At 62.1% G+C, this 12,409-nt stretch carries 9 protein-coding genes; 4 read left to right on the top strand and 5 right to left on the bottom strand.

Translation table 11 applies throughout. The annotated features are described in order from the left end of the window. Positions 1-92 precede the first annotated feature (92 nt). Entirely contained in the window at positions 93-1,340 is a 1,248-nt protein-coding gene (locus tag BM235_RS03020) for an MFS transporter (protein ID WP_090109067.1), read from the bottom strand. Between the two features lie 263 nt (positions 1,341-1,603). Here BM235_RS03020 and BM235_RS03025 point away from each other — a divergent pair, with 263 nt between their 5' ends. Next, the gene (locus BM235_RS03025) at positions 1,604-2,227 is read left to right on the top strand and encodes a peroxiredoxin family protein (protein WP_090109069.1); all 624 of its coding nucleotides are present in this window, start codon (positions 1,604-1,606) and stop codon (positions 2,225-2,227) included. Between the two features lie 133 nt (positions 2,228-2,360). After that, positions 2,361-3,356, top strand: coding sequence for an acrylyl-CoA reductase family protein (locus BM235_RS03030; protein ID WP_090109071.1), 996 nt, complete (start codon positions 2,361-2,363; stop codon positions 3,354-3,356). A gap of 73 nt (positions 3,357-3,429) precedes the next feature. Here BM235_RS03030 and BM235_RS03035 read toward each other — a convergent pair whose 3' ends face one another. Both BM235_RS03035 and BM235_RS03040 read right to left on the bottom strand, forming a co-directional pair. Continuing rightward, a complete protein-coding gene (locus BM235_RS03035; RefSeq protein ID WP_090109073.1) occupies positions 3,430-4,113 on the bottom strand; it encodes a queuosine precursor transporter in 684 nt (227 codons plus the stop codon). A gap of 170 nt (positions 4,114-4,283) precedes the next feature. Beyond that, positions 4,284-6,698 carry an S-layer homology domain-containing protein gene (locus BM235_RS03040; RefSeq protein WP_177244176.1) on the bottom strand — a complete coding sequence of 805 codons (2,415 nt, stop codon included), beginning with the start codon at positions 6,696-6,698 and terminating at the stop codon, positions 4,284-4,286. A gap of 184 nt (positions 6,699-6,882) precedes the next feature. Here BM235_RS03040 and BM235_RS03045 point away from each other — a divergent pair, with 184 nt between their 5' ends. Continuing rightward, on the top strand, positions 6,883-9,531 hold the full coding sequence (locus BM235_RS03045; protein ID WP_090109077.1) for a winged helix-turn-helix domain-containing protein: 2,649 nt from the start codon (positions 6,883-6,885) through the stop codon (positions 9,529-9,531). Positions 9,532-9,919: 388 nt separating this feature from the next. On the opposite strand, the gene BM235_RS03050 is transcribed toward BM235_RS03045, so the two are convergent. Continuing rightward, a complete protein-coding gene (locus tag BM235_RS03050) occupies positions 9,920-10,114 on the bottom strand; it encodes a helix-hairpin-helix domain-containing protein (RefSeq protein ID WP_177244177.1) in 195 nt (64 codons plus the stop codon). Positions 10,115-10,310: 196 nt separating this feature from the next. On the opposite strand from BM235_RS03050, the gene BM235_RS03055 reads away from it, so the two are divergent. Further along, positions 10,311-11,615: a VPS10 domain-containing protein gene (locus tag BM235_RS03055; RefSeq protein WP_158543672.1), complete on the top strand. Its 1,305-nt coding sequence runs from the start codon at positions 10,311-10,313 to the stop codon at positions 11,613-11,615. Between the two features lie 74 nt (positions 11,616-11,689). Here the strand turns inward: BM235_RS03055 and lspA are convergent, their stop codons facing one another. Continuing rightward, positions 11,690-12,226, bottom strand: coding sequence for a signal peptidase II (lspA, locus tag BM235_RS03060; RefSeq protein WP_255374030.1), 537 nt, complete (start codon positions 12,224-12,226; stop codon positions 11,690-11,692). Positions 12,227-12,409 lie beyond the last annotated feature (183 nt).

The following is a 12,409-nucleotide window of genomic DNA, read 5'->3' on the forward strand; positions in this document are numbered from 1 at the left end:
ATGGGGTTGTTTGACGATGAAAAAAGCGCCCCCTCTCCGCATCAGGCGGAGTCGAAGGCGCTCGGAAGAGCGAGCTAACAAGCTATGCGGCGTTAAGCGGCGCGCTTGCGGTCGGACGGCAGCATCATGGCCAGGAAGCCGACGACCGGCAGGATGCCGATCGTGCGCATGACCTCGGACATGCCGTACACGTCGGCGGCTTTGCCGAGCACGACCGCGCCGATGGCGCCCATGCCGAAGGCGAGGCCGGTCGTCAGGCCTGAGGCCATGCCGACTTTGGTGGGCAGCAGGTGCTGCGCGTAGACGACGGCGACGGAGAAGCCGGACAGCAGAATGAAGCCCATGATCGCGATGACCGGATAGACGGCCCACAACGGCACGTACGGCAGTACGAGCGAGAAAGGCAGCGCGCCTACGATCGAGAGCACGATCATTTTTTTCAGCCCGATCCGGTCCGCCATGACGCCGCCGAAGAAGGTGCCCGCCACGCCGGTAGCGAGGAACAGGAACAGCGGGATTTGCGCGGAAGACTTGGACAGGCCGTAGTGATCGATCAGGTAAAACTGGTAAAACCCGCTGATCCCCGAATGATACCAGGAGCGGCCGAAGACGATGAAGACGAGCAGCGTCATGGCGAACAGCGCCCGCGGATGGTTCGTCAGCTCGGCGACGGCCCCGGCGCCTGCTTTGCGCTTCGCGCTGGCGGCTTCGCTTTTTTCGCGCCAGGCGTTTAGCTGTCCCTTGTACCAGGGCGTTAGCCACAGCAAGGCCGCGATGGCGAAAGCCGCGAACAGCGTCCCCCAGATCGCGCCGTGCTGACCGAAGGGGATAAAGATCGCCGCGGCCATGAGCGGCGCGAGCGAGCTGCCCGCGTTGCCCCCGACCTGGTAGATCGATTGAGCCAGTCCCCGCTTGCCTCCCGCCGCGAAGTAGACGACGCGCGAGCCTTCTGGGTGGAAGATGGACGACCCGAGACCGATGAACATAACCGCGAGCAGCACGCTCCAGAAAGCCGGCGCGAAGGCGATGCCGACCATGCCGATCAGACTGAGGCACATGCCGAGCGGCAGCAGGTAAGGCCGCGCGGTTTTATCCGTATAGGATCCGACGACCGGCTGCATGACCGAAGACGTCATATTGAGCGCGAACGTGATCCAGCCCACTTGGGCGAACGACAGGCTTAGCGACTTTTCGAGAACGGTGAACATCGCGGGGACGACCGCTTGCATCGAATCGTTCATCATATGGACGAAGCTGATGCAGAGCAGCACGGGCATGACGGCGAGAGAGGCGTCGCGGGCGCTGCCCGGCTCGGCGCGCGTCGATGCGGTGGATGCCATGAATGATTCCTTCTTTCGGGTTTTTCCGTTTGATGAGATTAAAGTTTAGGAGCCGTAGGCCATGAAGTCAAGCGAAGAATATCGATCGGGGCCATCGGAATAATGCATTCATAACCGGACGGGGGCTTGAAACAGACCTTCCTCCACGGCCCGTTGAGGGATTGCCTGCGTTGGAAGCGGACATATTGACTATTGGGACGCTCTTTCTGATTCTTTCGCAAAGGGCATCGATATGATTATGACATTGGGAGGCAAGGCCGAACGTGCATAAGCAAGTGATACGCGATTGGGTGATGCTCGCCGTCTTCGTGACGGCTGCGATTGGCTTGCTGCTATTTCACCGCGGACCCGCGCAAGCTGCGCAAAGCCGCGAGTCGTCCATCCAGAACGAGCAGGTCAGCGAAGCGGCCGCCGTCCGCAACGTCTCGCTCTCGGCCCGTCCCGCGGCGCCGAAGCTTCTGGCCATAGCCCCCGACTTCTCTTTGGAAGGCTTGGACGGCGTCACGCATTCCTTGTCCGACTATCGGGGCAAGCCCGTCGTCCTGAACTTCTGGGCTTCCTGGTGCGGTCCGTGCAGAGCGGAGGCCTCTGCCCTCGTCAAGACCGCAGCGCTATACAAAGACAAGGCGACCGTCGTGGCCGTCAATCTGACCGCCTCCGACGACGAATCCGCCGCGAGGTCCTTCGCCTCCGATCAACGATTCGCGTTTCCCGTGCTGCTTGACCGCTTGGGCACCGTCGGGGAACTTTACCGCATCCGGCCGATTCCGACCACGCTGTTCATCGATGCCCAAGGCGTCGTCGCGGACGAAGCGCTCGGCGCGCTCGACGAGGCAGAGTTCGCGCGGCGGATCGAAGCGCTGCTCAAGCGCGCGGATCGGAGTTAGCGGATCGGAGTTAGCGCCGACGCCGCAATGCCATTGCAACCTGTCCTCGAGCGGTTAAAATGAAGGAATACGGTCTTGCGCTTGCGACGAAGCGCGAGAATTGCCGTGCCATCACGTCGGGGAGGCATGCGATATGGAGCAATATCGGGCTTTGGTAGCGAGATTAAGCGGCGAAGAAGTGCTCGCCTCGGTCGAACAATTGGAAGTCCCGTCACTGCAGGACGGCTATGTGCGCATACGAGTCTCGTATTCCAGCGTGAACTTCAAGGATGCCCTCGCGGTCAGTCCGCGCGGGAACGTCGTTAAAAGCTATCCGCACGTGCCTGGCATCGACCTCGCGGGCACCGTCGCCGCATCGAAGGACGCGCGGTTTCGCGAAGGCGACCCGGTACTCGTCACGGGATACGGCCTTGGCGTATCCGCGGACGGCGGCTATGCCGAGCTCGCGCAGGTGCCCGCCGACTGGGTCGTTCCGCTGCCCGCCGGACTCACTGCCCAGGAGGCGATGGCGTTCGGCACGGCGGGATTCACGGCCGCGCTGTCGGTCCTTCGCTTGGAGGAAGCCGGCCTCGCGCCCGGACAAGGCCCCGTACTGGTGACGGGCGCGACCGGCGGCGTCGGCAGCGTCGCGGTCTCGATGCTGGCCGGCCTCGGATACGAGGTGGCGGCCAGCTCTCGCAAGGCCGACGCCGAAGCGCAGGCCTTCCTGCGGGGGCTTGGCGCGAGCGAGCTCCTGCCGCCGGATGCGCTGCGCTTGCCGGAGGGCAAGGCGATCGCGCGCGAGCGCTGGGCCGGCGTCATCGATCCGGTCGGCGGCCCGGCGCTGCGGGACGTGCTCGGCACGGTCCGCTACGGCGGCGGCGTCGCGCTGAGCGGATTCACGGGCGGCGCGGACTTCGCCGCGAACGTCTATCCGTTCATCCTGCGCGGCGTAAGGCTCCTCGGCATCGATTCGGTGCTCTGCCCGATGCCGGAGCGGCTGCGCGCCTGGGAACGGATGGCCGGCGATCTGAAGCCCGCCGGCCTGCTGGACGCGATCGCGAGCGAAGCGACGCTCGAGGAGCTGCCGGGCGCGCTTAGCGCAATTCTGCGCGGCGAGATGCGCGGTCGCGTCATCGCGAAGCTGTGACGGCAGGCGTGGCGAAAAAGGAAAGCCGAGCGCGGGTTAGATCCGTGCTCGGCTTTCCTTTTATATATGAGATCTATCGTTCGTCCGCGAACTTGAAGCTTCGGGCCCAATAGATGACCGGCGTCGATGCGGCGGAGATGACGAACTTCAGCACGTAGGTCGTGATGGCGATCTCCCACCAGACGTCCCAGGGATACAGGCCGATGAAGGCGATCGAACTGAAAATGAGCGTATCGACGAGCTGGCTGAGCCCCGTGCTGCCGTTGTTGCGGATCCACAGCTGGGACCGGCTCGGGTAGGCGACCTTCAAGCGGCTGAAAATGCGAACGTCCAGGAACTGGCTCACGAAGTACGCGCACAGGCTGCCGAGAACGATCCGCGGCGTCGTGCCGAAAATCGTCTGCAGCGCATCTTGACTGAAGTCGTCTGCGCCGGGCTTGAAGTGAAGCACCATTTGCATGATGACAAGCGACATGATCATGGTGAAAAAGCCGAACCAGACCGCCTTCCGCGCTTCCTTTTCCCCGTACTTCTCGTTCAGCAGGTCGGTAGTGAGGTAGATCGTGGCGTAAATGGTGTTGCCGAGCGTCATGACGATGCCGAAAATCTCGATCGTCTTGACGACCTGGATGTTGGCCAGCAGCGTCGCGGCGCCGATCCAGGTGTACAGCCCGTTCTTACCGAACAGGCGGTAGCAGACGAGGAACAGCGCGAAGTTGACCGCGACGAATCCCACGCCCCAGAGCAGGTTGAACATATTGGACTTCCTCCTAGTTTTGATGACGCGGGAGGTCTCGAACCGCGGCTCCGTGTCCCGGAGCAATGCCTACCATTATAGCATAGCGGATTGCGGGCGCCAGCAAAAAAATCCGGCTGCCGGGATGCCCGAGGGCATTCCTGGCAACCGGTTCGCACGCGAATGCGCCGTTATTCGGAGGGTTCGAGCGGAGGCGGTAGCGGAAGGGCCGTATACTGAACAGTATTGGACCCTCCGTCGTTGTATCCGCCGACGACGATCAATTGAAACTCGTAATCGACGCCTTCCTCCAAGTTTTTAACGAGTACGCTGCTATTCGTCCATTCGAGATCTACATCTGGCCATTTGGCGATGCCGTTGCCTGTGCCGTCATTGACAAAAATCCACAAATCCTTACTTCCCAGCGGTTGGGTAAACGTTAGGAGAACCTGCGAGCCGCCGTTTTCTTCGGACGGATACACTGCGAGATCACCGATCTCTCCGATGTAATCGTACTCGACATGAATGGGTTCCGGCGTCAGCGTGAAGATCGCATTTTCATTCTCGGGTACGGAGGCGTCGGTGACCCAAGCTTTAAACGATATATCTCTGTCTACCGTTGACCTGCCGATCCAGACTGAATATTGAATATGAAATTCCAAGCCGTTCGGGAACGAATAAGCCTCTTCGGGAAAATGCCCCGCGAAACGGTCTGTTTCTTCGATTCGATTCATCGTGAAGCTGCCCTCGCCGTATTCATGGACATAGTCGACGTACAATTCATCGCCTTCATATCCCGGCAAAGTCAATTCTACGCCGTTCAAGGCCTTCGTTAAATCCAGTCCATCGTTTTCCGCACTTACGTGCACGGTGAGCGTCTCGTCTTCATAGGTGTAATTCGTCATTTCCAGCTTCACGTCCGCCGAGAGCCTGAAATGAATCACGGTCTCTCCTCCCGCCGCATTCTTTGCGGTCAAAACGTAGGTTCCCGTCTCGGACAGTTCGCCGCCAAGCTCGTAGTCTACAACGAGTTCGCCGTCCTTGGTTAGCTCGACGGACGTAATATCGCTGCCCTCGCCGAGCTCCGGCGTAACGGCTGCCGTATAGGTCATTTCGTCTTTTACGCCATTAATGACCGGTCCGGGCGTCGGTGTCGGTTCCTCGCTAGGCGACGGCGAAGGACTCGGATCGTCGCTTGGCGACGGCGAAGGACTCGGGTCCTCGCTTGGCGACGGCGAAGGACTCGGGTCATCGCTCGGCGATGGCGAAGGACTCGGGTCATCGCTCGGCGATGGCGAAGGACTCGGGTCATCGCTCGGCGATGGCGAAGGACTCGGGTCATCGCTCGGCGACGGCGAAGGACTCGGGTCTTCGCTTGGCGACGGAGAAGCGCTAGGCTCCTCGCTCGGCGACGGCGTAGGAGTCGGCGCGGGAGTCGGCACTGGTCCGCCCGACGATGCATTTCCGCCGGTCGAGCCCGTCTCGCCTTGGAGCAGCACGCCTGCTTCGCGCTCTACGCTGCCTGGCGCCTGCTCGAACGACGAGCCCGACACGTAGAGGTGAGCACTATTGATCTTGCCAGAGCCAGTAACGAAGATGATCGCATACACGTTCAAGCTGCCTACGGATGAGCCCGGGGGCACGATCAGCAAGCCCTGCGAACGGAAATCAAGCTGCGTGATGAACGTCGTGCCTTCCAGGACGAGCCGCAGCTTGCCGGCCAGCTTGTTCACGACGACCTGGCCAAGTTTGGCGTCCGACAGGTGCACGCTATGCTCGCCGCCGCCGGCGACGGTCAGCTTCCCGTCGACGGTCACGCCCTCAAGCTGCGCGTCGCCCTCGCCGACCTCGGCGCCGATCGTCAGATCGCCGCGGACGACCGTGTTGCGCAGCGTCACGCCCGGCGCCGCGATCGACACGCTGCCGGCGATCTCCTGCGTGCCTTCGGCAGGTCCGTAGACGCCGGCTTTGTCGTATACGGTCGTGCGCGTCCGCTCGCGAAGCGCCCAGGCCTTGTCCAGCGCCACGACGGCTTCGGCGCGGGTCATCGCCTTGGCCGGACGGAACGTGCCGTCGGGATAGCCGCCGAGAAGCTTCGAATAGACCGCGGAACCGACGGACGCCTTGCTCCACGACCGGACATCCGACGCATCCGAAAATGCCGGCTCGGCCGCTCCCGTTTCCGTCAGTCCGTCCAGCTTCGCGAGCACGACCGCCGCTTCTTCCCGCGTGACGCTTCGGGACGGGCGAATCGTGCCGTCGGGGTAACCCGACAGAATGCCCGCGCTCGCAGCCACGTTGATCGCTCCCGCATACCAGCTCCCCTCGCGGACGTCGCTATAATTCCCTGCGCCCGCACCGTCAGCTTGAAGCCCGAAGGCGCGGACGGCCAACGTCGCGAATTCCGCGCGCGTGACCGGCTGGTCCGGCTGCAGCCCGCCGCTCCCGGCGCCCGCCAGCCAACCTTTATTCACCCATGCGTTCAGCGTGTCCTGGGCCCAGTGTCCCGGGAGCTCCGCAGCCGAAACCGCGCCTCCCCAACCCGCGCCAAGCATGGACAGCGCGATGGCGCAAGCCGACACCTTGACTCCTTTTCCCCATGCCACCTCGATCATCCTCTCCTTGCACATTTCGTCTGGTGCCTATCCTACCAGGGAAACGGGAGAGAAATCGATTTACTTTCGTTAATTTTCGACAGCATCTGCCAAAAGGAAAATGACGCGCGCGCGCCGAATACCTTTCTAAATAGTATAAGTTTGTTACCAGACCTATCGAATCGAGGTATGCATCTTGCCTTCCGATATCATCCTGCGAACGAAAATACGCATCCCTCCCGTTCGCCGCGACGGCGTCGTCCGGACGAGACTGCTCGAGCGGATGGACCAAGCCGTTCTTGGCGGCAGGCTGACGCTGCTTATCGCCCCGGCGGGCTTCGGCAAGACGACGCTGCTGGCCCAGTTTCTGACGGAACGGGCGGAGCCCGCGGCATGGCTGTCGCTGGACGACACGGATAACGACCCGGCCAAGTTCTGGCGTTACTTCATTCAAGCTGTCGGCGCCTCGATCCCCGAGCTTCCCGAGCGGGCGCTCCCTCTCCTCGATGCGTACCCGAACGTTTCGCGCGAGACGATGATGGACATGCTCCTTCGGGAAATGGACGAATATGCCCTGCTGACCGGGCAGCGTCTCGCGATCGCGCTGGACGACTACCATGCCGTCCATGACGAGCGGATCCACGACGGCCTCGCGTATTTGATCGATCATTTGCCCGATGGCGCGCACCTGATCCTCGCGAGCCGCGCGCAGCCGCCGGTCAAAGCCGCGAAGTGGCGCGCGCGCGGCCAGAGCACCGAGATCGCAGGCGGCGAATTGACATTCACGGCCGAAGAGACGCGTCGGTTTTGCGAGCATACGGCCAAGCTCAGCCTGACGGCCGAGCAGGTCGACCAGATCATGGCTTGGACGGAAGGCTGGGCGGCGATCGTCCAGATCCTGTCCGTGTCGCTCGAAGGCAAGGACCTTTGGCCCCTGAACCGGCCGGACGGACAAATGGCGAGCGGTCATGAAAACATTATGGAGTACTTGGCGGAAGAGGTGCTGGCCCGGCTGCCCGACGAATTGAGGCGGTTTCTGCTCGATACGTCCGTACCCGAGCGGTTCGATGCCGGCACCTGCGACGCGCTGACGGGGCGGGACGACGGCGTCCGCATGCTGAGCGAGCTCCGCAGGCGCAACCTGTTTCTCGTCCCGCTGGACGACGGCGGCGTTTGGTTCAGATATCACCATATTTTCCGGGACGTGCTGAAGAACCATCTGCTTCGCGAAGACGCTGCGCGGTCGAGGCAGCTCTCCCGCGTCGCGGCGCTGCGTTTTAGCGAGCTCGGCCTCCACGACGAAGCGATGGAGCAGGTCGTTCAAGGGGGCAACGACGAACTGGCTGCCGAGCTGCTGCAGCGCCATCTGTACGGCGTGCTCGGGCGCGGCGAATTCTCGACGCTGCTGCGCTGGATGGAGGCGATCTCGCCTTCGTCGCTGCCTGCCGAGCTGCATTTGCTTCGCGCGTTCGCGCTTGTCGTCACCGGTCAATACCCTGCCGCGGAGGCGGCGCTGATCTCGCTCGAGCAGGACATACAAGCGTTGCCCGACGACGGACGGCGCGGACAATTGCAGAGCGGCCTGTTTTTCGTCAAAGTAAACTACGCCTTTTCTACCGGCGACTACGACCAATGGTTGAAGTACGCGGACCGCATTCCCGACATGCTGCCGGAGAGCCCGCTGTTTTACAACTTGAACTACAACCGCAGCGAGCCGCTGGTCAGACGCACGCTGTTCGGCCTGAACGGCGCGATCCCGCCGAACACGAACGTCATCGCGCTGCGAATGGTCGACATCATGAACGCTCATGGGTGGAAGCAATCGTTGTTCTCGCAATACGTGATTCAATCCGTCGCCGAAGGTTACTTCGAATGGGACAGGCTGTCCGAGGCCGATGCGCTGCTGAAGGAAGTCGAGACGATCGCCTATCTGAAACGGTGCGCGGGCCTGTACGTCCCCTGTCGGATCACGATGGCGCGATGCCTCCAGGCTCGCGGACGCGGCGAAGAAGCGCGGGGATTGCTGCAAGCCACGGCGGAGACGGCCCGTGACTGGAATGAGCCGCGTTGGGAGATGCCGCTGGCCGCGTACGAGGCCCGCTTCGCGCTGGCCGAAGGCGACTTGCCCGGCGCCGAGCGACTCTTGAAGCGGACCGGCGTCGGACCTGCCGACGTACCTACGTTGTATCGGGAAACGGAGTATATGACGCTCGCCAGGCTGCTGGGCGCAAGACGCAAGGAGAAGGAAGCGCTGAAGCTGTTGGAGGGCCTCTCCGCGCTGGGCGCTCGCGAACGCAGCCTGATCACGACGGTGGACGCGGCCGTGTTAAGCGCGCTGCTCGAATGGCAGCGCGGCCGACGCGAAGCGGGCCTGGACCGGCTTCACGAGGCGCTCGCTGCAGGCGCGGCGAACGAATATGTGCGCAGCTTTACCGGCGAAGGCAAGCCGATGCTGGCGCTGCTGCGGGCATACCGGGCGCAGCGGCTGCCGGCCGTCGCCGTCGGCGAAGAATCGGTGGCCGGCCGCGATGAGGCCAATGGCGGCGTACCGTCGGCCTACGTCGACGGGCTTGTCGTCAGGCTGGAGGCCGAGCTTGAAGCGGCGGGCGCTTCGGCCGCCGGAGACGTCCACGACGGCGAACGGCTGATCGAGCCGCTCACGGAAAAGGAGCTGGCGCTGCTGCAGGAGCTCGATCGGGGCGCGACGAATCGCGAGTCGGCCGCGAAGCTTCAATTGACGGAGGGCACCGTCAAGGTGTACCTGAGCCGCGTCTACGCCAAGCTAGGCGTCTCGTCGCGGACCCAGGCGCTCAACCGCGCGCGAGAGCTGCGGTTGTTGGATTGAGTTTGTTGGACGACGCTTGTCCGCTGATTCAACCGCGCTCGAACGGCATCGCCTCTCGTAGTGAAGGCGATCCGCTCTTCTCGCCGCGGACGAGCACCCACGCCTCTCGTAGAGAAGGCGATGCGCTCTTCTCGCCGCGGGCGAAAGCCATCGCCTCTCGTAGTGAAGGCGATCCGCTCTTCTCGCCGCGAACGGCCGCCATCGCCTCTCGTAGTGAAGGCGATCCGCACTTTCAGCAGCGGACGAGCGCCATCGCCTCTCGTAGTGAAGGCGATCCGCTCTTCTCGCCGCGGACGAACGTCATCGCCTGCTGTAGAGCAGGCGATCCGCTCATCCGCCGCGGAACCTCTCGTAGAGCAGGCGATCCGCCTTCGCTTCACGCCTCTGCCTATTTAAACGACAACCCCTTCTCCGCGAGCGCTTGTTCTAACGTATCGATCCCCTTGCGGCCCATGCCGTGCAGTTTGAGAACGTCCCCTGCCGTCCAGTCTGCCAGCTGATCGAGCCGTTCGATGCCCGCGCCGGCCAGCGCGCGCAGTGCCGGCTTCGATAATCCTTTCGGCCAATCGTGCTTTCCCTCCACCTCGCCACCTCCTCTTTGAATGGGTCGAGCCCTAACATGGAGACCACCTTACATTTTACCCCCATCTACATAATCCTTCCATTCCGCAAACCATTCCCGATTTCCGGCATACGTCCGGCAACTTCTCGTCACGGCGATTCGTCTAACTTCATGAAGGTTAAACTACAACCAACATGAAGAAACGGAGATGACAGTCATGCCGAAATTCAAAAGGCTCAGCCTCCTGCTGGCCTCGTCCATACTCGCAGCGTCGCTTGCCGCATGCGGCCAGAATGGGAACGCAGCGTCTTCCGGCGACGCGACAGCGACCGTATCCGCTACCGTACCTGCTTCCGACGCAGCAGGCGCGACGTCCCCAACGGCTTCGAGCTCCGAGGCCGCTGCAGCTTCCCCTTCCGCCGTCCCCGCGCAAACCGCGTCCGCGGAACCAAGCGCTTCGCATTCCGCCTCGCCGTCGGCGGCAGCGTCCGAACCGCAGCAGGCCGTTCTCGGAACGCCGACGGCGCTCCGTATGGCGGGCACCAAGATCGGCTGGACGGGCGGCAAAGGTTGGATCGCCAGAACCGACGACGGCGGCAAAACCTGGCATACGCAATACAAGCACGATTACGAAGTGCTGCAAATTTTCGCGCTGAACGATCAGCAAGCTTGGGCCACGCTCGATATCGGCGACTCCAAAGCCGTAAAGCTCGTGAAGACAACGGACGGCGGCAAAAACTGGAGCGATGCGGGACAGATACCGAGCTACGCCTTCTTCCATTTCGTCAATGAAAACGAAGCGTTCAGCGGTCAATGGACCACCCGCGACGGCGGCAAAACGTGGCAGGAGCTTTCTGTTCCCAAGGGCCAAGTCGGCGACGTTTATTTCCACGATCGAAGCAACGGCTGGGCCGTCACCCAGACGGCAGGGAAAAAATTCAGCTTCCTTCGCACGCAAGACGGCGGAAAGACGTGGACCTCCGTCTACTCGAAGGCTTGGGAAGAGCAGTTGAACGGCACGGTCATTCGCTCCGCCGGCAAAAACGACGCCTGGATCGAGCTGATCGGCGGTTCGGGAATGACCCAGACGTCGTATTCGCTCTTCCACACCGCGGACGGCGGCAAGAGCTGGCAGCCTGTCGTCGCCAACAGCACCGCCGGCGCAGGACCCGCTCCCGGATTTAAAATGGACGACAAAGGCGTGCCGTCCAACGAGGGAAGCTCGCCGGGCACGCTGTACGTGGTCGATACGAAAACGGCCTTCCTGGGCGGCCAGTGCCAGGCCTGCGACAAACCGAACACGCTGGGCTATACGACGGACGGCGGCAAAACTTGGGTGAACGACAAGCCGCAGCTTCCGGGGTACGGCCAGCAGCTAATCGCAGCCGCAGACGCCAAGCATGTCTCCTGGATTCTCACAGATTCGGAGAATTCCTCCGTAATGTACGTGTCGCAAGACAGCGGCGCGCACTGGACCAAGACGCATACGTTCGCCAAACCTAAAGCCAGCGCTGCAAAGTAACCGTTCAACATGAAAAAAGAAGCTTCAAGGCCGCTTTATGCGGACCTGAAGCTTCTTTTTCTTTTCAAATCGACTCAGCATTCCCTCGGTTCCCCGATGTCAGGTTCCGGATCTTTCTTAGCCGCCCGCGCGTCCAGCAGCATTCCGACGATCCCCAGCAGCACGCCGATGTTGATCGCAATATCGGCCAAGTTCATGATGCCTCCGCCGACTGTCCATTCCAGGAAGTCGGTCACCCGCGCGAAAAGCAGCCGATCGATTGCGTTGCCTACGGCGCCGCCGGCGAAGAACCCGGCGCCCGCCACAAGCCAGGGATTGCTCAGCTTGCCCTTGCGCTGCGCGTAGACGACCCAGACGACGACCGCGATCGCCACCGGAATGAAAATTCGTCCCCAACCCTCGAACGAACTTCCTGCCGCGCCCGTATTTTCGAAATGGGTAAACCGCAGAACGCCGGGCCAGAACAAGTGGCTATCCCCCACAGGCAACGCGTTGCGGACCGCAATCTTGGACAACTGATCGATTGCGATGACGGCAAAGAGCACGATATAGACAAGCCCGAATCGACTGTGCCACGGGCGGTTAAGCATATCTGCAGACGGCCCGGTCATGGTGTACCCTCCGACGGGCCTCTGCCCGGTTTGACGCTGTGCATGGCGATCCCTCCTTTATGCCTAAGTATACGCGATCGAGGAGTCGGTCGTTGCGTTCAATTGTCCGCGTCGGCTTTGTTTAAGGGCCTGGAAGCGTCGCTCAGACGTTCAACCGCTCAACCAAGCCGTTCAACCGTTCAG

The organism is Cohnella sp. OV330, assembly GCF_900112065.1.
Lineage (GTDB): Bacteria > Bacillota > Bacilli > Paenibacillales > Paenibacillaceae > Cohnella.

Coding starts and splice junctions, on each gene's coding strand:
- BM235_RS03055 (WP_158543672.1), top strand. CDS start 10,311: ATGCCGAAATTCAAAAGGCTCAGCCTCCTGCTGGCCTCGTCCATACTC.
- BM235_RS03030 (WP_090109071.1), top strand. CDS start 2,361: ATGGAGCAATATCGGGCTTTGGTAGCGAGATTAAGCGGCGAAGAAGTG.
- BM235_RS03020 (WP_090109067.1), bottom strand. CDS start 1,340: ATGGCATCCACCGCATCGACGCGCGCCGAGCCGGGCAGCGCCCGCGAC.
- lspA (WP_255374030.1), bottom strand. CDS start 12,226: ATGACCGGGCCGTCTGCAGATATGCTTAACCGCCCGTGGCACAGTCGA.
- BM235_RS03035 (WP_090109073.1), bottom strand. CDS start 4,113: ATGTTCAACCTGCTCTGGGGCGTGGGATTCGTCGCGGTCAACTTCGCG.